Below are 25,468 nucleotides of genomic sequence, written 5' to 3' on the forward strand. Positions count from 1 at the left end.
CTCCTTATGAAATGCGAATGCGCGGGTTGAGGTAAACGTAGCCGATATCCGAGATCAGCTGCGTTATCAGAACCACGAAGACCGACACGACCGAGATCGCCAGCAGAAGCTGGATGTCGTTGTTGCCAGCGGCCTGAACCAGCGCCCAGCCGAAACCCTTGTAGTTGAACAGGGTTTCAACAATCACCACGCCGTTCAGCAGCCATGGGAACTGCAGCATGATAACCGTGAACGGCGCGATCAACGCGTTGCGTAAGGCGTGTTTCATGACGATGTTCGGGAACGAGACACCCTTCAGCCGTGCGGTCCGGATGTATTGCGCCGTCATCACTTCGGTCATCGAAGCGCGGGTCATCCGGGCGATATAGCCCATACCGTACAGCGCAATGGTGAGAACCGGCAGGAAGAAGTTCTCGAATGTCGGGTTCTCCATCGCTTGCGTCGCGGTTCCCTTGAACCATTTCAGCCCCACGGTGGACGAGGTGAAAATCGCGATGAAGATAACGCCCGATACATATTCCGGCGTCGCTGTCGTGATGATTGAGAAGGTCGACAATGATCGATCCAGGGCTGATCCCTCTCGCATACCGGCCAGTACGCCAACGATCAGTGCAGATGGCACCATCAGGACCAAAACCCAGAACATCAGGTAACCTGTATTGCCCAAGCGCTTGCCAACGATGGTTCCGACTTCTTCCTTGAAAACGGTTGAGTATCCCCAATCGCCCTGAAGAACACCACAATATCTTGCCGTGTCCTCTGCCGTCGAACCGGGTCTTGTGCAGGTTCCCACGAACTGGCCATCTTCCAGTGTATTCTGGAACCCGGGCATCACGCCCAACCATTGGCCGTATTTAACGAGTGTCGGCTGCAAGTAGCCGCGGTTTTCCAACCAGGCTTCGACCTGCTCATCCGACATACGCTGGTTGCCCTGCGTTTTCGCCAGCTTTTCAAGGTTCGGGTATAGGTTGGTCAGGAAAAAGACGACGAATGTCAGACATAATGCCGTAAGCAGCATTACTCCGAACCGTCGTAGGATAAATAGTCCCATGGTGGCCCCTGTTGTTCAGGTATTCCGCAGATCATTGGACCATTTTCTGGCCTCGGACGTCCGACCCCGCGTCGGCAAGTCTGCGGCTGGAAAGGGGCGCCCGTGTCAGGCGCCCCTCGTGTGTGGATTGCAGTGCTTAGGCAGCCCAGCCCCACTTGTAGTGATGGTGTTCGAAGGTCACATGCATGTCGGTTCCAACAAGACCCTCTTTCATGTGGCGATAGAGCGAGCGCCAATAGGGCTGAATAGTAACCCCATCTTCCTGAAGCAGTGCTTCGCCACGCGCCATGACTTCGCGACGCTTGTCCGCGTCGGCAATGGCCAGCGCCTCTTCCAGAATGGCGTCAAACTCGGGGCTCGCATAGCCGAACTCGTTCCAGGCTTCGCCCGTACGATAAGCAAGCGCCCAAATCTGAACACCCAACGGACGCGGGTTCCAGTTGGTCGAGCTGAACGGGTACTTGGCCCAGTCGTTCCAGAAGGTATTGCCCGGCAGAACGGTCCGCTTGACTTTGATCCCGGCATCGCGCAGCTGCGCGGCAACGGCATCTGTGGTGTTGCGACGCCAGTCATCGTCGATCGAGATGATCTCGTGCTCGAAATCTCCGAAACCGGCTTCGTCCATCAACGCCTTGGCTGCTGCGGGATCAACCTTTTGCGGCGGAAGCTCGGCATATTCCGGATGCAGCGGCGCCACGTGATGGTTTTCCGCCGGCGCTCCGCGACCGCCATAGCCCAGTTCCAGACAAACTGAATTGTCTACGGCCATCTGAAGGGCCTGCCGGACACGTTTGTCCGCATAAGGCTTCTGCCCGTCGATCTCGGCCAGCTGGTTGGGACGAATAACGATGGTCGCGGCGGTTACCACTTCTGACTTCACATAGCCAAGCCCGTCCATCACATCGATGAATTCACCCACTGATTCATACAGCATGTCGACTTCGTCGGATTCTAGCGCTGCCAACCAGGCAGAGGGGTCGGTTCCGTAGTCGATGTACTCGATACGATCCAGGGCAGGGCGGCCATACACTTCTTCGCCCCACCAGGTGTGATCCGGGTTGCGAACCAGAACGGCTTTAACGCCAACCTCAAGTTCGTCCATCAGATATGGGCCGGTTCCCACATTGTTCAGCAGGTCAGTCTCGCTGAACGAGCTGTGAACAATCGCGCCGGGATAGTCGGCCATGCCCGGAATAAGAGTGATATCCGGCTTTGGCAGGTTGAGTTTGACCGTGGTTGCGTCGACGACTTCGATGACACCCTCACCGGCCTGACCGGTATCCGCGTCAATCAGGGTTGCAAAGCGGCCCGCCATTGAGTTGGTTTCCGAGCTCTTGTCACACCAGCGCGCGATGTTGCGGGCAACGTCGTCAGCCGTGAAATCGTCGCCATTGTTCCACTTGACGCCCGGACGGACATTCAGAGTGTAAACGGTCGCGTCGTCGTTGACTTCCCAGCTTTCCAGCAGCATGCCGCGGAACGAGCCGTCCGAGTTGTACTCGACCAGATATTCCAGCGTGCCGCGCGTCACGTTTGCGATCTGCGACCAGTCATAAGTTCTGGGATCTTTGAGGGCGCGGACTTCCTGCTGCACACGCAGCGTGCCGCCTTCCTGTTTTGCTGTTTCGGCCAAAGCAGGTGTCGGCAATCCGATCATGCCATAGGCCGCTGCGGCAGTAACCCCAAGACTGGTTGCGCGTGTCATGAATTCCCTTCGGCTTAACTTGCCGTCGCGGTATTCCTGAGCGTGCATCGCTGCCGCCCAGTGCACCTTGTCTTCGGTGGATACGGTATTCGTCATGGATGTCTCCCTGTGACACTGATTTTGTTGATTGATTATGGCTCTACGCGACCCGGTTTCTTACGGTCGCCAGAGCGAAGGATTTTGTTTTTTGGACTCTGTTCATCCCCATGTCGTTATTCGGCACCAGATTTCAGATAAGGTCAATGTTCGAAATCGTCATAAGTAGTACAAAAACGACATTCGCGATCAGTTGAAGTCGTGGAGAAGCATTTCTTCTGGCAGCCCAAAGCGATGCCGGTTTCCCCATTGTTTTCTTAGTTTGTTAAGGGAAATTGCAGCAAATCATTAAGTTCTCTTAAGCTTTGAGACTTGGCGGCGCCTTGCTTTTGCAAAGTCAAAAGAGCGGGGTACTAACAAGAGGGATCGACGTGATTCCAGGCCTTCATTCGGGCGCGAAACCAGGTGCGCTGACGCTTGGCGAACTGCCGTGTCGCTATGGTTGCGCGCTCTCGCGCCTGATCCAAAGTCATCGCGCCGTCCAGATATGCCCTGAGTTCCGGCACGCCTATGGCCTTGCAGGCCGGAAGGGTGGGATCGAACCGGTCCTGCATGGCACGCACTTCCTCGATCGCGCCCTGTTCCAGCATCTGGTCAAAGCGGCGTTCTATCCTGTTCAGCAGCCATGCTTTATCAACGTCAAAAACGACCGGTAGGGTCTCGTTCAGCCGAAGTGCCGGTGGGGGCGTTTCGGCTTGCCAGGACAACAGGCTGCGACCTGTGGCGCGCTGCACCTCCCATGCGCGTTGCACGCGGGCACGGTTGTGTATGTCCAGCTTTGCAAGCGTGTCTGCATCGACCCCCTCCAGAAGGTCTGCCATGGGCATCTGATCGGCCTCGGCCCGAACTTCGGGTGGCGTCGCAGGGATTTGGGCCATGCCTTCGGTCAGGGCCGAGAAATACAATCCTGTCCCACCGACAATGATCGGGCGTTGATGCCCCGTTAGCAGGGGCAGGACCTCGCGCAGCCAATGGCCGGTGGAATAATCCTGATCATAGGCGACGTGCCCGTACAACAGATGCGGCGCGCGGGTTTCTTCCTGGGCGGACGGACGGGCCGAGATGACGCGCCAGCAGTCATAAACCTGGCTTGCATCCGCATTGACGATAACCCCGCCATGGCGTTCGGCGATCTCCAGCGCCAGCGCTGATTTCCCGGATGCCGTAGGCCCCGCGATCAGAACCGGCTTGTCGTCCGGAACAGGCGGCAGTTGCCGAAAAAGCAGGTCTGTTGATCGCCGGGTCATGCGCGGTTGCCTCTATCCTCACCAACCGCATTGAACCTGCGGAGCTTTTGCTTCATTTTGCGCCGGAAATTAACCCCGTGCCAGCCCGGAGCGCAACATGAGCCTTTCCCCTTCTTCTGAAACAGCCGAGACCCCGAAAACAAAGTACAATCGGGTCATGTTGAAAATCTCAGGCGAGGCGTTGATGGGGGATCAGGGATTCGGCTTGCACCCGCCAACCGTTCAACGCATCGCGCAGGAAGTGAAATCGGTTCACGATCTGGGCGTTGAGATTTGCATGGTCATCGGTGGCGGAAACATTTTTCGCGGCCTGAGCGGTTCAGCCCAAGGCATGGAGCGGACAACGGCGGATTATATGGGTATGTTGGCCACGGTGATGAACGCGCTGGGGATGCAATCCGCACTGGAAGAGATCGGAGTGTTCACCCGCGTGATCTCGGCCATTCGCATGGACGAGGTGTGCGAACCCTATATCCGCCGCCGGGCTGTTCGGCACCTCGAGAAAAAGCGGGTCTGTATTTTCGCCGCCGGTACTGGCAACCCGTATTTCACGACAGACACCGCAGCCACCCTGCGCGCCAACGAAATGGCGTGCGAGGCGATCTTCATGGGCAAGAACGGAGTGGATGGCGTGTATGACAAAGACCCAGCGGAACATGCTGACGCCGTACGCTATGATACCGTGACCTATGATGACGTGCTGGCCAAACGTTTGCGGGTCATGGATGCTTCGGCCATTGCCTTGGCACGCGACAACAATCTGCCCCTGATCGTCTTCGGACTTGATGAGCCCGGCGGCTTCCGAGGAATTCTCGCGGGCGAAGGGACCTATACCAAGGTTCAGGGTTGAGGCGAGAGGAATCGCCGGACAATTCCGCAAGCTTTCAAAGCCCCGGCGTCGAGCCGGGGCTTTTGCGTTTTGCTTTCGCTTGACGGTTGTGGGCGGCCCTGTCTAAGTATCGGTGTCCTTCCAAGGCGAAGGGCTGCCCCGTGTTTCGTCGGCCAAAGGCCCAAGCACAGGCTGGGCTGGAAGACCTGCCATGATTTCTGAGATGTCCGGAAACATGCGCGGGCATCTCATTGATCTGACTGCACAACTAAGGAGCAATGAGGCATGAGCTCTCTGGATATCGATTTCGTTCGGGCGCAGTTCCCGGCCTTTTCAGAACCCAGCCTGCAAGGGCAGGCGTTCTTCGAAAATGCAGGTGGGTCTTACACTTGCAAACCAGTGATCGACCGGCTGACGCGGTTCTACACGCAGCGCAAGGTTCAGCCTTACGCCCCATATGAGGCCAGCCGCCTTGCGGGCGCCGAAATGGACGGGGCGCGTGCGCGTATGGCTGCCATTCTGGGCGTCGACACGGATGAACTGAGTTTTGGTCCTTCAACCACCCAGAACACCTATGTCCTGGCGCAGGCGTTCCGGCAATGGATGAAGCCCGGCGAGGCAATCGTCGTGACCAATCAGGATCACGAAGCCAACTCTGGCCCGTGGCGTCGTCTGGTCGAGGCCGGGATAGAGGTGAGGGAATGGCAAATCGACCCCGAAACCGGGTCGCTGAACCCTCAGGATCTGGAAAACATGCTGGACGAAAAAGTGCGTCTGGTCTGTTTCCCGCATTGCTCAAATGTCGTTGGCGAGATCAATCCGGTCACCGAGATCACTGCTATTGCGCATGCGGCGGGTGCGTTTGTCTGCGTTGATGGCGTATCCTACGCCCCGCACGGATTTCCGAATGTTGGCGATCTGGGGCCGGATATCTATTTGTTTTCTGCGTACAAGACCTATGGCCCGCACCAGGGGTGCATGGTGGTCCGCCGCACATTGGGTGAGCTGTTGCCCAACCAGGCGCATTATTTCAACGGTGACGTCCTGTACAAGCGGTTCACCCCGGCGGGACCCGATCACGCGCAGATTTCGGCCAGTGCAGGTATGGCGGATTATGTTGAGCTGCTTTGCGCCCACCATGGCGGGCCTGAGGCGGGCGCGGCGGAGCAGGGCGTATTTGTCCACGATCTGATGCAATCACACGAAGAGTCATTGCTGCAACCGGTTCTGGATGCGGTAAAGGATCGAAACGCTGTGCGCCTGATCGGTCCTTCCGACGCCAGTCGGCGCGCGCCCACCGTCGCGCTTTCGTTGAACTGTCCGGCTGAACCGGTTGCGGCGGAACTGGCGCAATATGGTGTCATGGCTGGTGGCGGAGACTTCTATGCGGTGCGCCCCTTGCAGGCGATGGGCGTCGACCCAGCGCAGGGTGTTTTGAGGGTCAGCTTCACCCACTACACCACGAAGCAGGAAATTGATCAGCTTTTAGAGGCTCTTGAGCGCGTTTTGTGATCCACTACTCTTGAGGGTGCGTAGAAATCAAAAAACCTCAAGGGCGTATAGTGAAGCAACAGCAGGCTCCGATCATTTTGTGGTTTCGACGGGACTTGCGTCTGTCGGACCACCCCGCGTTGACTGCAGCGGCCGAAAGTGGCCGTCCGGTCATTCCTTTGTTTATTCATGACCACCTTGTCGAACAGATGGGGGCCGCGCCGAAGTGGCGGTTGGGCTTGGGGTTGGAGGCTTTCACAGCGTCACTGGCCAATATGGGCAGCCGACTGATTTTCCGACGCGGCGACGCACTTGAACAGGTGCAACAGGTCATGGCCGAGACCGGCGCAACCTCAGTCTTCTGGTCTCGCGCTTACGATCCGGCCTCAATCGAACGCGACAAGACGATCAAGTCTGTGCTTACAAAAGAAGGAGTGACGGCAAAGTCATTTGCCGGGCATCTTCTTTTCGAACCCTGGACTGTCGCTACAAAAACAGGAAACCCGTTTCGGGTCTACACGCCCATGTGGCGTGCGGTTCAGGGGCGGGATGTACAATTTCCCGACGCGCGGGTTGCCGATTTGCAGGCCCCGTTGTCGTGGCCCGCTTCTGACAAATTGAGCGATTGGCAGATGGGGGATGCCATGAACAGGGGCGCGGCTGTCGTTCGCCCTCATGTAAAACCCGGCGAACAGGCCGCTCTGGATCACCTCCAGGCGTTTCTTGGGCGACTTTCCCACTATTCCAGCAACCAGGACAGGTTGGATCAGGACGGAACGTCTAACCTGTCGGAATACCTGTCTTTGGGTGAAATCGGGCCGCGTACAGTCTGGCATATGGTCCAAAGGGCCGCGTTGACCGGTACACCCGGTGCCGATGCCTATCTACGTCAACTCATCTGGCGCGAGTTTGCCTATCACCTGATGTATCACACGCCCCAACTGGTGGCTTCCAACTGGAAGCCGGAATGGGACAGTTTTCCTTGGAATACCGATCCGGACCATCCCGAAGTCACCGCGTGGCGGCAGGCCAGAACTGGAATACCTGTTGTCGATGCTGGGCTGCGGCAAATGTATGTGACGGGTCGAATGCATAACCGGGCTCGGATGATTGTCGCAAGCTATCTGACCAAGCATCTTATGACCCACTGGAAAATAGGGATGAAATGGTTTGAGGATTGCCTGATCGACTGGGATCCGGCCTGCAATGCCATGGGTTGGCAATGGGTTGCTGGATCTGGGCCCGATGCATCCCCGTTTTTCCGGATTTTCAATCCCAAGACGCAAGCCGAGAAATTCGATCCCGACGGCAATTATACGCATCGCTGGATTGCCGAAGGTTATTCCGAACCCAGCAAGACCGCCCTGTCGTATTTTGATGCCGTCCCGCGTTCATGGGGGCTGCGTCCGGATGCGGAATACCCCAAACCCATAGTCGAATTGCCCGAAGGGCGGACCCGCGCCTTGCGCGCATATGAAAGCCGAAAATCCCACTAAGGAACTGAAAACTTGCCAGAAACAATTTCGCCGCCTAGCTTTGTACGCGTACCGCAGAGGGGAGAGCGGATGATCCTGACGACGACCGAAGGGCAAAAAGACCTGCCCAGATATTTCGCCCAAGTCTTTAAAATGTTGAACCGGATGGAAACCGGGCGTCTTGATATCAGACTACCCGACGGTCGCACGTTTCGCGCAGAAGGCGCAAAGCCCGGGCCGGTGGCACAGGTCGATATTCACGACGACGATGTCTTTGCGCGCCTGATCCGCGAAGGAGAACTGGGTTTCTCCGATGCGTATCTGGACGGACATTGGAGTACACCCGATCTGCGGTCTTTCATGGATCTTGTGCATCTTGGAACCGAGACCGTTTATGACGGGTTTACGGGCCAGTTTCTGGTTCAGGCTTACGAACGGCTACGGTTCTGGCTGCACAGAAACAACAGGGCCCAAGCTAAAAAGAACATCTCGTATCACTACGATCTGGGTAACGAATTTTACAGTTCTTGGCTGGATGACACGATGACCTATTCCAGCGCGATTTTTGAGTCTGGGCAGGAAAGCCTAGAGAAGGCCCAGATCGCCAAATACGCAAGTCTTGTGGATGAGATGGGTGCCAAACCGGGTGACCATGTACTGGAGATCGGATGTGGCTGGGGCGGCTTCGCGGAATATGCCGCAAAGGAACGAGGTTTGCGTGTCACCGGCCTGACCATCAGTGAGGAGCAATTCAAGTACGCCAAGGAACGTATTGAAAAAGCAGGTTTATCAGATCTGGTTGAATTCAAGCTGCAAGACTATCGGGATGAACGCGGGGTCTATGACGGCATCGCATCCATCGAAATGTTCGAGGCCGTGGGTCAGAAATACTGGCCGGTCTATTTCGAAACCGTTCGTGAGCGGTTGAAGCCCGGTGCTCAGGCAACCTTGCAAATCATCACGGTGGGTGATCATCGCTGGGATTTTTACAAGAACGGCGTTGATTTCATTCAGAAATATATCTTTCCCGGCGGGATGCTACCGTCGCCGACCATCCTGCGTCAGCAGATCGATCAGGCCGGGTTGAAAGTCGTGCATTCGAAAGAATTCGGGAAAAGCTATGATCTGACTCTGCGCCGTTGGTATGAAACGTTCAACGACAAATGGGATCAGATCTCGGATATGGGGTTTGATGAGCGTTTCCGCCGCATGTGGAATTATTATTTGACTGCGTGCGGTGCGGCCTTTGACACGGGCAATTGCGATGTGACACAGATCACAATAGCAAAACCAAGTTAACTCACGGACCGTCACATGCCCACTGCCTCGCGTCTCGTCGCCGCTGTTTGTCTCGTCGTGCTGGCCTTTCTTGTTTCAAGCATGGTTATCGAAAACGGCGAAGAGGGTAAGGACTATGGTTACTTCACCTATGTGAATATGGCTCTTGGTGCGGTCTGTGGTTGGAAAATCATGGGCAAGCGCGCTGGGCGTGGTTGGACAGCGGGCATAAACAACGGCCTGACCGGCGTTGCTTCGCTGGTTTTCTGGGCGCTGTTTGTGCAGGGATGCTACCGCATGTTCGACCTTGCGATGCGCAATCGATATGGCGGCCCGTTCGAAGCTGTGATGGCCATTTTTTCGATTGGTATCGATTATGGTAAGCAGCTTATCTATCCCGAAATTCTGGTTGCACTCGCAATTGGCGCCGTTGTCGCCGGTCTGGCCACGGAACAGGCCAGCCGCAAATGGCGCTGAACCGTTTCGTCACAAGAGAGATTGAATTTGTCTGATTTGTTCTTCTATGGAACGTTGCGGTATCTGCCGTTGTTGCAGCGTGTCCTGGGCCGTCCGCTGAGCGAAATAACGTTTCACGCTGCCAAGCTGTGCGATCACGCGGTTCACGCGGTCCAGGGGCAAGATTTCCCGATGATCCTGCCCGCCAAGGGTGCCGCTGCCAAAGGTCTGCTGGTGCAGGGCCTGTCCTCCGATGATCTGGCCAGACTGGCTTATTACGAAGGATCCTTCGACTATGACCTGAAATCGTTGAATGTCATTCTGGAGGACGGGGGCGAAGCACAGGCGCAGGTCTTTTTTCCGACCCCGGGCGCGTGGCAACCCGGTGAGTTGTGGTCGTTGCAGGGCTGGGCAGACAAATTGGGCGAGGTTACGGCGCTCGCTGCCGAAGAAGAAATGGCCTATTTCGGCAAAGTCGATCCCAAAACCATGGCGCGCAGCGTCCGCGCCATTCAAACCCGCGCCTGGGCAAAGATCATGGCCAAGCAACGACGAACCGGCGATCCGCGGAACATAGCCGAAGACGTGATCGTCCACCGGCACGAACGCGTTTACGTCGACTATTTTGGGATGGAGGAAATAGATCTTCAACACCGGCAGCATGACGGCAGCATGGGTCCCGTGCTGCACCGGGGCGGTTTGATGCAGGGCAGCGCGGTGTCCGTTCTGCCATATGACCCGATCCGCGACACCGTGCTTCTGGTCGAGCAGTTCAGACCGCCGGTGTTTTTGATCGACGATCCAGAGCCCTGGCTTTGGGAAGCGGTTGCCGGGATGATCGACCCCGGCGAAACGCCGGAACAGACGGCACATCGCGAAGCCATGGAAGAAGCCGGAGTTCGATTTGACAGGCTGGAATATGCGGGCGGGGCGTATTCCTCCAGCGGGTCGTCGACGGGTTTCATGTATCTCTATGTCGGGCTTGGCAACTTGACCCAGACAACCATCACCGGTGGCCTGGACACAGAAGGCGAAGATATTCGCAGTCGGATTCTGCCGTTCGACGAATTCATCGATATGACAGACCGTCATCTTTTCAAGGATTTGCAGCTGGTGTCTCTGGCTTACTGGCTGGCCCGCCATCGGGATCGTTTGCGCGCGTGACTATCGCGCTTGTGGTCCCGGCAGTGCGCCTGTAAATCTTCGAAGATACCAAATGACAAGAGGCGACCATGCGCATTGCACGAGATCTTGCTGACGCAGTAGGAAAAACACCGTTGATCCGGCTGCGCCGCATCAGCGAAGAGACCGGATGCGAGATTCTTGGCAAAGCCGAGTTCATGAACCCGGGACAGTCGGTAAAGGATCGTGCTGCTCTTTTTATCATCAAAGATGCCATCGCACGCGGGGATCTGAAACCGGGCGGCACCATCGTGGAAGGCACCGCCGGCAACACCGGTATTGGTCTGGCTTTGGTCGGTGCGTCGATGGGGTTCAAAACGGTTATCGTTATCCCCGAGACCCAATCGGAAGAAAAGAAGGATATGCTGCGTCTGGCGGGCGCACAGTTGGTTCAGGTACCCGCGGCCCCGTATCGCAACCCCAACAATTTCGTGCACTATTCCCGCCGTCTGGCCGAGGAATTGGCGCAGACAGAACCCAATGGCGCAATCTGGGCCAACCAGTTCGACAATGTGGCGAATCGTCAGGCACATGTGGAAACCACAGGCCCCGAGATCTGGGACCAGACAGACGGCGAAGTTGACGGGTTCGTCAGCGCGGTCGGGTCGGGTGGGACATTGGCAGGCGTTGCCGAAGTTTTGCAACCCAAGGGCGTCAAGATCGGTCTTGCAGATCCCATGGGGGCTGGCCTGTATTCGTATTACACAACAGGCGAGATCGCGATGGAAGGTGGGTCAATCGCCGAAGGTATCGGGCAGGTGCGTATCACCAAAAACCTTGAGGGGTTCACGCCGGATTTTTCTTATCAGATCACCGATAACGAAGCGCTGCCCTACATCTTTGATCTTCTGCGTGACGAAGGCCTGGTCATGGGCGGCTCGACCGCGATCAACATGGCAGGGGCGGTGCGCATGGCCAAGGAAATGGGGCCCGGCCATACCATTGTGACCATCCTGTGCGATTATGGCACACGCTATCAATCAAAGCTGTTCAACCCCGAGTTCCTGCGTGAAAAAGAGCTTCCGGTTCCGGATTGGATGACCGAGGCACCGCGCAGCATTCCCGGCGTTTTTGAGGACGTGTGATGCTTGGACAGGTCCGCCTGTTTCTGACCCTGCTATTCCTGTGCTTTGTCGGGTTTTCGAATAGCGCTGTTGCACAGCTGACGGATCGTCAAAGTGAGTATTACCAAGGCTGGGTCAAAACCGCGAGCCGGGCCGAAGCCGTCATCGAGGCGAACCGGGCATCTGACGCTGCGCTGGAGAATTTACGTTCTGAAATAAATGGTTACAGGGACGACTTCAATCGAGCTCGTGGTGCAAATACCGACCGTATAACGACGCTGGAAAGCCAGATAAAAGCGTTGGGGCCCAAACCCGAAGGGGACACGACTGAACCTGAAGACATAGCAAATCTTCGGGTGCATCTTGAAGAACAGCTCAACAGCCTGCGTGTTCCGCGCATCATATCCGAAGAGGCGTATAGCCGTGCGAACGGGCTGATCAGCGAAATTGATCAGATCCTTCGCGCGCGCCAGAAAAAAGAGTTCTTTGAACAGGGCCCGTCGCCGATCAACCCGGCGTATTGGGGTCCGGCATGGGTGGATGTCAAAGAGGCCGTTCAAGGCCTGGTAAACGAAACGATCACGAATTTGCGTTCAGATGTCGTGCGCGAGCAAATCCGTGCACGTGGGCTCGCAATCTTCATACTTCTCGTCATTTCAGCAGTGCTGCTGATCTTTGGCAAACGGTGGTCTGAACTCGGAGGCGACTACCTGAGGTTACTCGGCGGGGCCGGGACGGGGGTTTGGTCGTTCGTAATCTCACTATTGCGAATTCTGTTGCCATGGATCGGTGTGGTGGCCGTGGTCACGGCGATCAGTCTCACAGGCGTTCCGGGTCTGCGGGGCAGCCTTTTGCTTCAGAATGTTCCGTATTGGGCAGCGATCGTGTTTTTCTATGACTGGATTGGTCGCCAGGTATACGTGATCGGCGCGTCGCAAGGGTTCAAACGTCTGTCCGCTGCGCGCATCACTGAACTGCGCGTGTATATCGATCTGCTTGCCCTGATGCTGGTTTTGCACGAATTGGCGTTTTTGTTCGAACGGATCGAAAACATTTCCGACGCGACTCGCGCCGTAGTCAGTTTCCCGGTCATTGTCGCGACGGCTTTGTTGTTGTTGCGAGTACGTCAGATTCGAACAACTGACGGGCCTCCGGATCAAGCTGCCTCGACCCGTTCCGCGGGTTTCAGCCAACTGGTCGAGTTCCTGCGCCGGGCTTTGCTCCTTTTGGGGATCATGTCTCCCTTGCTGGCTATTTTCGGATACACCAATGCGGCCGAAGCAATCGTGTTTCCTGCCGTCAAGACATTGGTGCTGATCGGGGCCTTGGTCATCCTGCAACGGTTCATCAGTCAGATTTACGGTTGGGTCACCGGGCAGGGCGAAGCCGCAGGGGATTCGCTTTTTTCCGTGCTGGTCGGGTTTGCATTGGCCATCTTGGCGCTTCCCATTCTGGCGATCTATTGGGGTGCGCGGGAAACCGATCTGCTGGAAGCATGGTCGCGCCTGCTGCTTGGTTTTGATATCGGTGGTGTCACAATTTCGCCCAGCAATTTTCTGACCTTTGTTGCCGTGTTTGCAATCGGTTATACGCTGACGCGTCTGTTGCAAAGCGGGCTGCGCAATTCGCTTTTGCCGAAAACCAACATAGATCCGGGTGGCCAAAACGCGATTGTCGCTGGTTCGGGATACGTTGGCATATTCCTTGCCGCGTTGGTGGCAATCATGGTGGCCGGTTTTGATCTGTCATCGCTGGCGATCGTCGCTGGCGCGCTGTCTGTTGGCATCGGCTTTGGTTTGCAGACAATCGTGTCGAACTTCGTTTCTGGCATCATCCTTTTGGTCGAGCGTCCGATTTCCAAGGGGGATTGGATCGATGTTAACGGCATGATGGGATATGTTAAGGACATTTCCGTTCGTTCGACCCGGGTCGAGACGTTCGACAGGACGGATGTCATCGTTCCAAACTCTGACCTGATCAGCGGTGTCGTAACGAACTATACCCGCGGCAATACGATCGGGCGGGTGATCGTTCCGGTGGGTGTTGCATACGGAACTGATACGCGTCTGGTAGAAACCATTCTGGGCGAAATCGCCAACAGCCATCCGATGGTTTTGGCCAACCCGGCACCAAGCGTCGTGTTCCAGGGGTTCGGAGCAGATTCCTTAGACTTTGAAATACGGGCGATCCTGCGGGATGTGAATTGGGTTTTGTCGGTGAAATCTGACATGAACCATGAAATCAACCGTAGATTCTCGGAAGCAGGGATCGAGATTCCGTTCGCACAACGTGATGTCTGGCTGCGAAATCCCGAAACCCTGCGGGCATCTGACCCGAGCAAGCAGGAGCCTTCCGCACCTGTGCAGGATAAGCCACGCAAAGTTGCAGAGGCTCCGGCGGATTTGACCGAGGCGGATATGGACCCGGATGCCGGTGATGAGATCTGAGGGGCCAGATCGCAGCACGTGTTGACCTGTGATCACCCGTCGGTGGGTGCATTGATTAAATTGCGCTATTCCCCTGAATTCGTCGAATTGGGGCCTTGCAAATCCGACGGCATTCGTCCAAATATCGCCGGCACGGAGAGGTGGCCGAGTGGTCGAAGGCGCACGCCTGGAAAGTGTGTAGGCGGGAAACCGTCTCCAGGGTTCGAATCCCTGTCTCTCCGCCACCATCACCATTGCGAAACTTGAACTGCACCTGTCCGCGAACGCGATGCACGATTACAAGCTGTCCTGCTGCGCTTCGACCCAGCCGGTGCCTGACCTGCCGCCGAGTTTTTCGACGAGAAAATCCATGAAGATTCGTGTCTTGGGCGTCAGCACGTTCGAGCGCGGATAGATCAGCCACAGCCCTGCATGATCATTCAGCCGCCAGTCAGGCAATACCTGCCTGAGCCGCCCGGAGCGCAGTTCATGGGCCACGCTCCAGAGTGAGTTGATCGAAAGCCCCGCTCCGGCAAGCGTTGCCTCGCGTTGCGCGGTGCCATCATCGACGATGGTTCGGCTGATCATCGCGCGCGGGTTCAGGACCGCCTTCTGACCAGCAGGATCTACCAGTTCGCGCCGGTCGAGATTGGCCCACGCGATGAAGCGATGCGCCGTCAGATCCTCAGGTTTCGAAGGCACTCCGTGCTGCTTGAGATATTCCGGCGCAGCGCAGAGCAGGCGGATGTCATCTGAAAGTTTGCGCCCCTTGAGGCTGCTATCGGCCAGCGGCGCGTTGCGCAGGGCTAGGTCGAAACTGCCCTCGATGGCGTCGAAGGGCTTGTCCGACAGTCGTAGGTCCAGCGTCAGGTCGGGATAGCGTTGATGAAACTCGGGCAACAGCGGCATGATGTGCAACTGGGCAAAACTGCTGGGGGCCGCGAAACGCAAGGTGCCTGTGGGGCCGGTATCCGTGCCTCCGAGGGCAGCGCGCGCTGCATCCGTCTGGGCGAGAATTTCACGCGCATAAGGCAGAAACTCCGACCCTTCCAATGACAACGACACCTTGCGCGTGGTGCGGTGCAAAAGCTCGACGCCAAGTTCGTTCTCAAGCTTGGCCAGCCTGGCACTCGAGACCGCCGGTGCAAGGCCAAGCTCGCGCCCGGCGGCGCTGATATTGAGCCGTTCGGCCGCCATGACGAACAGGCGCAGGCTGTCGGTTTCCAAATTGATTATATCCTAAATACGAAAACTGTACTTATTTTTCACCACCTTTTTCTCGTTCTTGCAAGTGATAAGTGAGGTGCACACCGACACACACCCCAACGGAGACATAAAATGAACGCGATCACCGAGGTGAAGACCGATTTCAACGCGCAGATCATTGAGGCCTTCAATTCTCGCCATGCCACCAAGATCTTCGACCCTGAACGCAAGGTGAGCGACGCTGACTTCGAGACGATCCTAGAGGCTGCACGCCTTTCGCCCACTTCGTTCGGGCACGAGCCCTTCCGCATCCTGATGATCCAGTCGCCCGACAAGCGCGAGCTGTTCCGCGAGTTTTCATGGGGTGCCAATGGGATGATGAACGGGTCGACCGGCCAGCTTGGCACCGCCAGCCATTTCGGCATCATCCTTGCGGCGACGGGCGAACTGATGCGCGCCGGATCGGATTATCTGCAAGACCACTACCGGCAAGTGAAGCAGCTGCCCGAGGAAGTGATCGAGATCTTCAACGGCGCATACGGCAAGTTCCAGGCCGAGGATCACAAGATCACCTCTGACCGCGAGATCACCGACTGGTCGGGCAAGCAGGCCTATATCGTGCTGGCCAACATGATGACCGCCGGTGCGCTGATGGGGATCGACAGTTGCCCGATCGAGGGCTTCGACATGGAGCGGACGACGCAGACGCTGGCCGAACATTTCGGCGTCGATACCGCGAAATGGAAACCGGCGGTGATGTTCGCCTTTGGTCATCGCGCGAAAGATCCTGAATTCCCCAAGACCCGCCGCACGATGCAAGACACCGTCGCTTGGTTCTGACCCCGAAGGAGATACACGATGACCTATTATTCCGTTCTGGACGTCACCCCCACCGCCGAGGACTGGATCCCCGGCTACCTGCCCACCGCCAACGAACGCGTGGCGGCACATGGTGGCAAGTTTCTTGCGCGTACCGCGACCCACGCGCAGATGGAAGGCGAGGATCAGCCCGCCGGGCTGAGGATCATCATCGAGTGGCCTTCGGAAGAGGCGGCCCGCGCCTTCATGGCGGACCCGGCCTATGCACCGCACCTGGCCGCCCGCACCAAGGGCTCGGTCAGCCATCACTACCTGATCGCGGGGCAGGACGACCTCGCCTGAATGCAGCACTGGCCCGGTATGCCGGGCCGGCACCCCCAAGGAGGCGTTCATGACCCGGACCGGAACCGTCAATTACCATGTTCACAAGCCCGCGCCGCAGGCATTCGTGCTGGACGCGGACAGCATCGCTGGCAATCTGGTCTCGCCCGAACTGGCCGCGACCGAGGTGGCGCTGACCGATCTGCGTGCCGGGCGGGCAGGGGCCAGCTTTGTCTCTGATGGGTTCGAATTTGGTGTGGCACCGACGCGGGTGACCAATTTCGAATGCCCCGGCTGGCAGGAGGTCTACGATCGCGAACTGGCCGAGCTGCTGTGCGACCGGATCGGCGCGCGCGAGGTGCTGTTCTTCGACCACACATTGCGCATTGACGACCCGGCAGCCAACCGCCGCCCCGCGCGCAACGTGCACAGCGACCTGAGCCCGCAAGGTGCGCACCAGCGGCTGGTGGACATCCTCGGGCCCGAGCGGGCGCACGATTGGGCGGCGGGGCATTACGCCTTCGTTAACCTGTGGCGGCCGGTGGAAAACCCGATCAACACCGCCCCGCTGGGTTTTGTGCGCCCTGCAACCGTGGACGACGCGGACTGGATCGACATCGACCTGATCTATCCCGACCGGCGCGGTCGTATCCTCGGTCTGGCGGCCAATCCGCGTCATGATTGGGTGTATCTGTCGCGCATGACGCCGGACGAGATCGTCTGGTTCAACATCTACGACAATCGCGGCCGTCCAACGGTGGGCCACAGCGCGATTGATCTTGCCGAAGATCCCGATCGGCAAACCATCCGCAAAAGCCTGGAAAGCCGGGCGCTGGTGCGGTTCTGAGAAAGGCAGAAAATGCTGGACAAATCCAACACGCCAAACTTCGCGCCGCTCAACCGCGCGTTCAACGCGGTGTTCCGCCCTGGCAGGCTGAGCATTGGGCTAGTGGTCCCGCTTGAGGCAAATCGCAACGATCCGGTACCTACTATGACGCGCCATCTGGAGCGTGCCGTGCTGGCCGACGAACTGGGCTTTGCCGCGCTTTGGCTGCGAGACGTGCCCTTCAACGTGCCCTCGTTTGGCGATGCGGGGCAGGTTTTCGATCCTTTCGTCTATCTCGGCGCGCTGGGTGTTGCGACGCGCGACATCGCGCTTGGCGTGGCTTCGATCGTGCTGCCATTACGGCACCCGGCCCATGTGGCCAAGGCGGCAGCCTCGGCCGACCAGCTGTCGGGCGGGCGGCTGCTTCTGGGTGTGGCCTCGGGGGATCGTCCCGAGGAATACCCGGCGCTGAACAAGGATTTCTCTGATCGCGGGGCGCGCTTCCGTGACAGCCTCGCCTATATCCGCGCCATGGCGCAGGATTACCCGCGACTGGACAACCCGCAGGGCGACCTCTCGGGCGGTATCGACATGTTGCCTAAGCCTGCCGCCGGGCGCCTGCCGCTGCTTATCACCGGTGGCAGCCAGCAGACGCCAGAGTGGGTGGCGCGCCACGGTGACGGCTGGATGACCTATCCGCGTGGTGCGGCGGCGCAGTCCCGCGTTGTGGCCGACTATCGAGCGCGCGTGGCACAGGCCGGCTTGCCCGACAAACCAGTGATGCAGTCGCTCTATGTTAATCTGGTGGACCAAGCCGACGCTCCGCCGCGCCCGATCCATCTTGGGTTCAGTGCCGGCACCGATTACCTGCGCCGCTACCTGCACGAGATCCGCGATTTGGGCATCAACCACGTGGCACTGAACCTGCGCTTTAACGTGGCCGGGATCGAACCCACCCTGCACCGGCTGGCCGACGAGGTTCTGCCCGAGTTTCACGACTGATTTCATCCCCAAGGAGGCCTCAATGCCCAAGACTATACTGATCACCGGCGCGACCGACGGCATCGGCCTGTTGACCGCCAAGACACTGGCGGCCGAAGGCCACCGCGTGCTGCTGCACGGACGCAGCTCTGACAAGCTGAAGGCCGCCGCGCAGACGGTTGGCGGCAACCCCGAGACCTTCCGCGCCGATCTTTCCGATCTGGACGAAGCCGCCGCGCTTGCTGACGCCGTGCGCGCCCGGCACGACCGGCTGGACGTTCTGATCAACAATGCCGGTGTCTACAAGACTCCGCACCCGCACCGGGCCGACGGGATGGATGTTCGGTTCGTGGTAAACGCTCTGACGCCCCATGTGCTGACCCGACGGTTGTTGCCGATCATCCCAGCCGAAGGGCGCGTGGTGAACCTTTCATCGGCCGCGCAGGCGCCGGTGGATGTGGATGCGATGCACGGTAAGCGGCAATTGAGTGACATGGAGGCCTATGCGCAAAGCAAGCTGGCGCTCACGATCTGGTCACGGGAAATGGCGCGCGCGCACCCAAAAGGCCCAGTCTTCGTCGCAGTCAACCCTGGCTCTCTTCTGGCCTCAAAGATGGTCCGAGAGGGTTTTGGAATGGCCGGCAATGACTTGGCGATCGGCGCTGATATCCTGCGACGGGCCGCGCTGTCGGACGAATTTGCCGATGCCTCGGGGCTGTATTTCGACAATGACAGCGGGCATTTTGCTGATCCACACTCGGCGGCGGCCGACCGCGATCACGCGGCGCGGGTCAAGGATGCTATCGCGGCGTTGACCGGCGGCGGAGTTTAGATCCGCGATATGCCCGTTGCTCTTGCGCCGGCTTTGAGGTGTTCGGTCCCGCTTGGGCCAGGCACAGTGCTTCGACCTCAGTGGCCATGCCTCCGGCAAGCCAAAGTGGCAGGTGGGCGTCTGGGACCTGCGATGCGCGCAGTTGGGATTACCGGAGCAGGTTTTCGACACCAGACCCACCGCCTTCGTCACTACATCTGATGGGCACCAGATATTATTATCTCTTTGCAGAAATTCCCTCGTTCGCCCGCAAAACTCTGAGGACGAGATTGGTGAAAAGATGCTGGCTCAAAACTCGGACTTTATTGCGTGCACGAGATTTGAAGACGCAGCTATTTGGTTGGAACAGTTGCAAGAAGGCTTTGTAGGTGACTCTAAACGCTAAAGTCCGGCGCCTTTGACAAAACAATGCTACAAGATCTTGTCACCGCATGACGAATGGGTTCGACATTGGCTGTTCCGACGTATTCAGCCAGACGGTTTTGGTCCTTGTGTAATCGTGAATTGCCTCGATCCCGGCTTCCCTACCATAGCCGGATTGATTGTAGCCACCAAACGGAGCAATCGGGGACACTGCGCGGTATGTGTTGATCCAACAAATTCCCGATTTCAGGCGGGATGAAACCCGATGGGCGCGGGCGACATTTTCAGTGAAAACGCCGGACCCAAGCCCGAACTGCGAGTCGTTGGCCAATGTGATCGCTTCCTCTTCCGTATCGAATGGCAGCAGAGACATCACGGGGCCGAACATTTCGACCTTCAGCGTCTCGGTCTCTGGGCTCGTGCATTCCACCAGCGTAGGGGCCATGAAGTTGCCCGGCCGGTCCAGAGGTTTTCCCCCGAAGCGGGTGCGTGCGCCTTGTTCTGTGGCTTTCGCCAAAGTCGCCTGAATTCTTTCCACCTGAGCTGCGGTGCAGAGCGGGCCAATATGGGTGGCCGTTTCCAATGGGTCGCCGATTGCGACGCCCTTCATCTTCTCTTCGATCTTGTCAACAAGCGCTTCCAGTACCGGGCGATGTATCAACCCGCGCGAGCCGGCCACGCAGCTTTGACCCGAGGCGCCGAAATTTCCCGCAATCAAACCATTGGCGGCGCCATCCAGATTGGCATCCTCAAAGACGATGATCGGGGATTTCCCGCCCAGTTCCAAAGTGGTCACCGCAAAGTTCTCAGCCGAATTGCGCACGACATGGCGCGCTGTTTCCGGGCCGCCGGTGAATGCGATCCGGTCCACGTCCGGGTGCCGGGTAAGCGGGATGGCGCAGTTTTCGGCATCCCCCGTTATGACAGAGACGACACCGGGCGGAAAGCCGGCTTCATCGATCAGCCGTGCGAACTCCAGCATCGGAGCGGGCGCAATTTCAGAGGCCTTCAGCACGACCGAACAGCCTGCTGCTATCGCGGGGCCAAGCTTGGTCGCGGTCAGGAACATCTGTGCGTTCCAGGGGACGATTGCGACCACCACGCCAATCGGTTCGCGTTTGGTGAAGACGTGCATGTCCGGTTTGTCGATCGGCAGAACCGCCCCTTCGATCTTGTCCGCGAGCCCTGCATAATATCGATAATAGTCACCGACATAGGCTGTTTGGCTTGCGGTTTCGGCAAGTAGCTTTCCGCTGTCTGTGGTCTCAAGCTGGCCCAGGTGTCCGGCGTTTTCCTCGATCAGTTCGGCAAGTTTGAACAACAATTTGCCGCGTGCGGTTTGCGTCATGTCGCGCCACGCGGGATCATCAAGTGACCGACGCGCGGCGGACACGGCGCGGTCAACGTCTTCGGGTGCGGCGCAGGCGAAACTGGACCAGTCTTGGCCCGTCGCCGGGTTTTGCGAATGCATCACTTGCCCGCGTGCCCCTTCGGTCCACGCGCCGTCGATATAAAGCTGGAAATGTGGTTTCTGATGCATCATCGATCCTTACTGAAACTTTGGCATGACGTCGTCGATGAAACGGGCCAGCGATGCGCGTTTGCGTTCGAAACTCATACCGCTGTCTATCCAAAACGAATACTCATCATAGCCCAGATCTTCGTATCGTTTCAGACGTTCCGTGACCCCATCCGGGGTTCCGACAGTCAGATCGCGCGCCAGGTTTTCCGGAGCCATCATCGTGTTGGCCGCCATCTCTTCATCCGTCAACGTCTGGATCAAGCCCTGCCGGACTGGCCGCTTGTTTTGAAACCAGGCCCCGAAGTAGTTGTAGAAGCGCGACAAATCCCGAGCGGCCTTACCCAGATCATCATCGTCGCTGCCAACGTAAGTGTGATGCAGCAGCATGATCTTGGGGCGCGGCCCCTCATGGTTTGCGCATGCATCTTCAAAGCGGCCCATTAGCGTTTCAATCTCATGCATGCCCTGCCAGAGCGGTGTGACCTGAATGTTAAAGCCGTTCTGCACACCGAATTCATGACTGTTCGGATCCCGCGCTGCGATCCAAATCGGTGGCCCGCCGGGTTGCACCGGTTTGGGGGCCGAGGTGGTAGCAGGGAATTTAAAATACTCTCCATCATGGTCACAGTCACCCTCCCACAGCCGGGGCAAAAGCGGCGCGATTTCCCGCATGCGCTGGCCAGCGTCCCAGGCATCCATTCCCGGCATCATCCGTTCATATTCATACGAATAGGCGCCGCGGGCGATGCCCAGCTCGATACGGCCGCCTGTCATCAGGTCCGCCGCAGCCGTTTCGCCCGCCAGTTTGATCGGATGCCAGAACGGTGCAACAACTGTACCCGTGCCAAGCCGCACATTCTTGGTGTGATGTGCGATATCTACCAAAGACATCAAGGGGTTGGGCGCGATCGTAAAGTCCATCCCGTGGTGCTCGCCGGTCCAGACGGCACGCATTCCCGCCTCATCGGCCATTTTACACAGCGCGATGAATTCTTCATACAGTTTCTCATGGGGTTGATCGGGGCTCAGCCGTTCCATGTGTGCAAAAAGGGAAAACTCCATCCATCAGGTCCTTTCAGAAAAGCTGTGCACGTCGCCTTGCTGCGCACTGCCCAGATACAGTGAGAAGTCGCGGGTTCGGCTTTCCAGCGCGAAACGAGAAATCATGGTGGTGATTGGCGTCGTCGAGTAGGTAAGGGCCGCCAGGTCTTCAATCGCGACGGCCTCAAGCTTGCCATGTTTGGGAAGTTCCGGCGCATTTCCCAATATGTAGACATGATGCGCTGTGGCATCGTCATAGACCGAGTAGACCACGCCGAGACGTGCGTCGATGCCACGATCATGCAGATCCTGCCAAAGGCTGTCGCGCAACTGTCGACGGTCGGACAATGTGACCTGCGGCGGCCTGAAACCGGCATCCGTTTTCTCAAGCAGCACACGGCCTTCGTGTTCGATGATTGCGCCACAGACGGTCCTGCGCCCCGTCGGTTCAAGTGCGCCGCGTTCCAGGCCAAGGCTGAAATACTGCCCGTTCGCGTAGCCCAGCGCCGGGCGGTCGTTGTGGGAATAGGTTTCGACCTGTCCGATCAGAACGCAATGGTCTCCTGCCTCGATCACCCGATGGGTCCGGCAGAAAAATGTCGCGACCGCACCGTTGATCATCGGGATCTCTCGCGCGTCGAGGTCATGGTCGATTTTGGCGAACCGATCACCTTTGAAGCCGGCGAAGGTGTTGGACACATCCTCTTGCCCCTCGGCCAGAACACTCACCGTGAAATGGGTGCAGGTCGAGAATTCGCCGTATGAAGACAAGTTCTTGCCGGGGCAGACGATCAACAGCGGCGGGTCGAGCGAGACCGAAGTGAAGGAATTTGCCGTGAAGCCCAGGGCCATGCCAGAGGCGCTGCGCGTGGTAACGACGGTCACGCCGGTCATGAATTTGCCGAATGCCCGCCGGAGGTCGCGGGGGTCAAGTTCGGTCATGATTGCACCTCGCTTTGAAAGCTGGAAATGGCGGCGTTGACCTGACTTGCATGTGTCATCGGCATCATATGGGCCGCCCCATCGATGATCAGCGCGCGGCCGTTCGGGGTGACTTCGGCCATTTTACGCGACATGTCTGGCGTGGAGTTCGGCTCCTGACTGCCGGTTATGAACAGCGCGGGGCAGCGAAGTTTCCTCAACGCGTCGCGCCGCAGAATTTGGCCTTGGGCAAAAACCGTATAGGCCAGCTTGTAAGCAGTCGGATCCATGGCCGTAAGCCATTCGCAGCAGGCATCACGTTCAGGCGAACCGATGTCACCAAACCACCGGCGCAGCGTGCTGGTTGGGTCAACCGGTGTTTCCCCATCCAGTCCCGCCGCACGTTTCTGAACCGCCAGCGCGGCCTTTGCGCTGCGTTCAAAAACGGCATTCATTGCCACGACGCCGCAAATCCGGTCGGGCGCCTTGGTGGCAAGGTCCAACGCGATCATCGCGCCCATCGAGTGGCCGACAACAAGGGCCGGACCGTTCAGATTGCCCAGCACGTTCTGTGCTGCATCACTGTATTCCGACAGTTCCGTACCGAAAAACCTCAGCGGGCTTTCGCCGTGACCGGGCATGTCCGGTGCCGTCAGGCGCGCTTCCGAGGCCAACCCGTCCAACTGCGCGCCCCAGGCTTCGGCCCGCAGGCCGACCCCGTGCAGCAACAGGATGTCCGGACCTGAGCCTGTCTGGATGGCGGCCAGCCCGCCGATTTCAGACCGCGGCCGGGTTGTCCACGTCATGACCCAAATCCTTGAGATCCTGATACCGGTCGCCGATACGGTGATGCGGTCTGCCCGATGTTGCCGCCCCCAGTACCACCACAATTTCGTCGTCGCGCGGTGCGTCCGGGATCGAGAATTGAACGGTCAGGTAGTGAGACCGCCGCCCGGCATCGTTTTTGTCCATCAATGGCACCATGATCGGCGCATTTGCGGGGCCGCGCGTGTTCGTGAAAGCCAGATAGGATTTCGCGCTGACAGCCTGCCGGTAGTGGTTGCCGAACCGAAGGGTGTGAATAATGCCTGAGGCGTGCTCGACCTCGCCATTCAGCCCGACGACGGCTGCCTTGCCATAGGCTTCGATTGCGTCGCCACTGCCGGCCAACGCGATCATGCGGTCCGTCATCATCTTTCCCAGTAAGGGGCCATATGCGTGGATTTCCGGTTTGAGGTCTTCGACATATCGACCCGCCCAGGGATTGGTGATTACTGCGGCCACGGCGAACATGCGCCATGGGATTTCCGCAGGGCGAAATCCCTCGACAAGAACTTCCTCGTCGTAGGTAACAATCTTGCGTATTTCCGGCTTCATCACACCTCTCCTGTCGCGCTGGGAGAAAGTAGAAACGGGTGTGGTTTTTGACAAATGATTGAATTATGTGCTTTCGCATTAAAAAGATTAATGGCTAACTTGATCAATGGCAAAATTACTTCCGCCCCTGACCTGGTTCCGATCATTCGAGGCGGCGGCCCGGACCCTGAGTTTTACCGCGGCGGCCGAGGAAATCGGCCTGACCCAATCGGCCGTCAGTCAGCAGGTGAAATCCCTTGAAATGCGTCTGGGGACAGCGCTTTTCATAAGGCATCCGCGCAGTTTGGCCCTGACGGATGCAGGGCGGAAACTGCTGCCCGAAGTCGGCAGTGCGCTTGAGGCGCTTGCCGCCGCCGCCGGAAGGGCCGACGCAAGCGCACCAGGAGATGTCCTGACAGTGGCCACATCTGTCAGCGTCGCGCAATGGGTCATCGCCCCAAACCTCGCGGACTTCACCACCCGCAATCCAGAGATCAGCGTGCGGCTGCTCAGCGCAATCTGGCCTGACGATTTTCACGCGTCGCAAGCTGACGTTCAGGTCAGGTTCGGATCGGAAAAACAAGTGGGCAGGGGGGCCGAACGTTTGTGGCCGGACAGGCTTGTCGCTCTTAAGGCGCCGACGCTTGCAGGGGATCCGTTTGACCTTCCATTGATAGAGGCAGTCGGCACTTCAAGCGGATGGAAGACGTGGTTCGACAAGCAGGGCGTACAGCGGCAGCCTGCCGTTTTCGTCGATACGTTCGGCATGGCGCTTCAATTGGCGGTTCATGGCAGCGGTGTTGCCCTGATCAGCGAGTTCCTGGCGAAACATGCGATGATAACCGGTCTTGTCGAAAGCGCACATGACAGCACTGTCGACTGCAACGAAGGGTATTATCTTTCCGCCGATGCCAGCAATCCGGCGGCCGCATTGTTTCGGGACTGGTTGCTTGAACAGATAAGTGTTTGATCAGGCGCGG

The 25,468-nt window shown here is 58.1% G+C and carries 23 protein-coding genes and 1 tRNA gene; 15 read left to right on the forward strand and 9 right to left on the reverse strand.

What is annotated here, in order from left to right; genetic code table 11:
- Positions 1–4: 4 nt before the first annotated feature.
- The 3 genes from GS614_RS00600 to miaA all read right to left on the reverse strand — a co-directional run bounded on the left by GS614_RS00600 (position 5) and on the right by miaA (position 4,099).
- Entirely contained in the window at positions 5–1,051 is a 1,047-nt protein-coding gene (locus GS614_RS00600; RefSeq protein ID WP_152457770.1) for an ABC transporter permease, read from the reverse strand.
- Positions 1,052–1,187: 136 nt separating this feature from the next.
- The gene (locus GS614_RS00605; RefSeq protein WP_152457771.1) at positions 1,188–2,852 is read right to left on the reverse strand and encodes an ABC transporter substrate-binding protein; all 1,665 of its coding nucleotides are present in this window, start codon (positions 2,850–2,852) and stop codon (positions 1,188–1,190) included.
- Between the two features lie 353 nt (positions 2,853–3,205).
- Complete coding sequence (gene miaA, locus GS614_RS00610) at positions 3,206–4,099, reverse strand: tRNA (adenosine(37)-N6)-dimethylallyltransferase MiaA (protein WP_171116271.1); 894 nt, start codon at positions 4,097–4,099, stop codon at positions 3,206–3,208.
- A 97-nt stretch (positions 4,100–4,196) separates the two neighbouring features.
- On the opposite strand from miaA, the gene pyrH reads away from it, so the two are divergent.
- From pyrH to GS614_RS00655, 9 genes are all read left to right on the forward strand, one after another.
- On the forward strand, positions 4,197–4,949 hold the full coding sequence (pyrH, locus tag GS614_RS00615) for a UMP kinase (protein ID WP_152457773.1): 753 nt from the start codon (positions 4,197–4,199) through the stop codon (positions 4,947–4,949).
- A gap of 264 nt (positions 4,950–5,213) precedes the next feature.
- On the forward strand, positions 5,214–6,440 hold the full coding sequence (locus GS614_RS00620) for an aminotransferase class V-fold PLP-dependent enzyme (protein WP_171725266.1): 1,227 nt from the start codon (positions 5,214–5,216) through the stop codon (positions 6,438–6,440).
- 50 nt (positions 6,441–6,490) lie between these two features.
- A complete protein-coding gene (locus GS614_RS00625) occupies positions 6,491–7,915 on the forward strand; it encodes a deoxyribodipyrimidine photo-lyase (RefSeq protein WP_171725267.1) in 1,425 nt (474 codons plus the stop codon).
- Between the two features lie 69 nt (positions 7,916–7,984).
- On the forward strand, positions 7,985–9,193 hold the full coding sequence (locus GS614_RS00630) for a cyclopropane-fatty-acyl-phospholipid synthase family protein (RefSeq protein WP_171231760.1): 1,209 nt from the start codon (positions 7,985–7,987) through the stop codon (positions 9,191–9,193).
- A gap of 15 nt (positions 9,194–9,208) precedes the next feature.
- A complete protein-coding gene (locus tag GS614_RS00635) occupies positions 9,209–9,649 on the forward strand; it encodes a TrgA family protein (protein ID WP_171725268.1) in 441 nt (146 codons plus the stop codon).
- Positions 9,650–9,676: 27 nt separating this feature from the next.
- Complete coding sequence (locus GS614_RS00640; protein WP_171725269.1) at positions 9,677–10,792, forward strand: NUDIX domain-containing protein; 1,116 nt, start codon at positions 9,677–9,679, stop codon at positions 10,790–10,792.
- 68 nt (positions 10,793–10,860) lie between these two features.
- Complete coding sequence (locus GS614_RS00645; protein WP_171168440.1) at positions 10,861–11,895, forward strand: cysteine synthase A; 1,035 nt, start codon at positions 10,861–10,863, stop codon at positions 11,893–11,895.
- Positions 11,895–14,321 (forward strand): DUF3772 domain-containing protein, encoded by a 2,427-nt coding sequence (locus GS614_RS00650; protein ID WP_171725270.1) that lies wholly within the window; start codon positions 11,895–11,897, stop codon positions 14,319–14,321. Before GS614_RS00645 ends, GS614_RS00650 begins: the two co-directional genes overlap by 1 nt.
- 134 nt (positions 14,322–14,455) lie before the next feature.
- Positions 14,456–14,545, forward strand: a tRNA-Ser gene (locus tag GS614_RS00655).
- A 52-nt stretch (positions 14,546–14,597) separates the two neighbouring features.
- Here the strand turns inward: GS614_RS00655 and GS614_RS00660 are convergent.
- The gene (locus GS614_RS00660; protein ID WP_171725271.1) at positions 14,598–15,527 is read right to left on the reverse strand and encodes a LysR family transcriptional regulator; all 930 of its coding nucleotides are present in this window, start codon (positions 15,525–15,527) and stop codon (positions 14,598–14,600) included.
- A gap of 111 nt (positions 15,528–15,638) precedes the next feature.
- Here GS614_RS00660 and GS614_RS00665 point away from each other — a divergent pair, with 111 nt between their 5' ends.
- Genes GS614_RS00665 through GS614_RS00685 form a run of 5 tightly spaced genes read left to right on the forward strand, consistent with a single transcriptional unit; the run spans position 15,639 to position 19,285 of the window.
- Complete coding sequence (locus tag GS614_RS00665; protein WP_171725272.1) at positions 15,639–16,346, forward strand: NAD(P)H-dependent oxidoreductase; 708 nt, start codon at positions 15,639–15,641, stop codon at positions 16,344–16,346.
- Between the two features lie 18 nt (positions 16,347–16,364).
- Positions 16,365–16,667, forward strand: a complete 303-nt coding sequence (locus GS614_RS00670) for a DUF1330 domain-containing protein (RefSeq protein WP_171725273.1) — start codon at positions 16,365–16,367, stop codon at positions 16,665–16,667.
- A 49-nt stretch (positions 16,668–16,716) separates the two neighbouring features.
- Positions 16,717–17,493, forward strand: a complete 777-nt coding sequence (locus GS614_RS00675; RefSeq protein ID WP_171725274.1) for a CmcJ/NvfI family oxidoreductase — start codon at positions 16,717–16,719, stop codon at positions 17,491–17,493.
- A gap of 12 nt (positions 17,494–17,505) precedes the next feature.
- The gene (locus GS614_RS00680; RefSeq protein WP_171725275.1) at positions 17,506–18,474 is read left to right on the forward strand and encodes an LLM class oxidoreductase; all 969 of its coding nucleotides are present in this window, start codon (positions 17,506–17,508) and stop codon (positions 18,472–18,474) included.
- 22 nt (positions 18,475–18,496) lie between these two features.
- The gene (locus GS614_RS00685) at positions 18,497–19,285 is read left to right on the forward strand and encodes an SDR family NAD(P)-dependent oxidoreductase (RefSeq protein WP_171725276.1); all 789 of its coding nucleotides are present in this window, start codon (positions 18,497–18,499) and stop codon (positions 19,283–19,285) included.
- 424 nt (positions 19,286–19,709) lie between these two features.
- Here GS614_RS00685 and GS614_RS00695 read toward each other — a convergent pair whose 3' ends face one another.
- From GS614_RS00695 to GS614_RS00715, 5 genes are read right to left on the reverse strand one after another with little or no spacing between them, the layout of a single operon-like run.
- Positions 19,710–21,188 carry an aldehyde dehydrogenase gene (locus GS614_RS00695; protein ID WP_171725278.1) on the reverse strand — a complete coding sequence of 493 codons (1,479 nt, stop codon included), beginning with the start codon at positions 21,186–21,188 and terminating at the stop codon, positions 19,710–19,712.
- 9 nt (positions 21,189–21,197) lie between these two features.
- The gene (locus GS614_RS00700; RefSeq protein ID WP_171725279.1) at positions 21,198–22,232 is read right to left on the reverse strand and encodes an LLM class flavin-dependent oxidoreductase; all 1,035 of its coding nucleotides are present in this window, start codon (positions 22,230–22,232) and stop codon (positions 21,198–21,200) included.
- Positions 22,233–22,235: 3 nt separating this feature from the next.
- Complete coding sequence (locus tag GS614_RS00705; protein ID WP_171725280.1) at positions 22,236–23,153, reverse strand: flavin reductase family protein; 918 nt, start codon at positions 23,151–23,153, stop codon at positions 22,236–22,238.
- On the reverse strand, positions 23,150–23,938 hold the full coding sequence (locus tag GS614_RS00710; protein ID WP_171725281.1) for an alpha/beta fold hydrolase: 789 nt from the start codon (positions 23,936–23,938) through the stop codon (positions 23,150–23,152). The genes GS614_RS00705 and GS614_RS00710 overlap by 4 nt, the downstream gene beginning before the upstream one ends.
- Positions 23,910–24,509 (reverse strand): amino acid synthesis family protein, encoded by a 600-nt coding sequence (locus GS614_RS00715; RefSeq protein ID WP_171204647.1) that lies wholly within the window; start codon positions 24,507–24,509, stop codon positions 23,910–23,912. The genes GS614_RS00710 and GS614_RS00715 overlap by 29 nt, the downstream gene beginning before the upstream one ends.
- 106 nt (positions 24,510–24,615) lie before the next feature.
- Between GS614_RS00715 and GS614_RS00720 the strand changes: the two genes are divergently transcribed.
- Positions 24,616–25,458: a LysR family transcriptional regulator gene (locus GS614_RS00720; RefSeq protein ID WP_171725282.1), complete on the forward strand. Its 843-nt coding sequence runs from the start codon at positions 24,616–24,618 to the stop codon at positions 25,456–25,458.
- Positions 25,459–25,468: the final 10 nt, after the last annotated feature.

Origin of the sequence: Ruegeria sp. HKCCD6604 (genome assembly GCF_013110635.1) — a bacterium.
Lineage (GTDB): Bacteria > Pseudomonadota > Alphaproteobacteria > Rhodobacterales > Rhodobacteraceae > Ruegeria.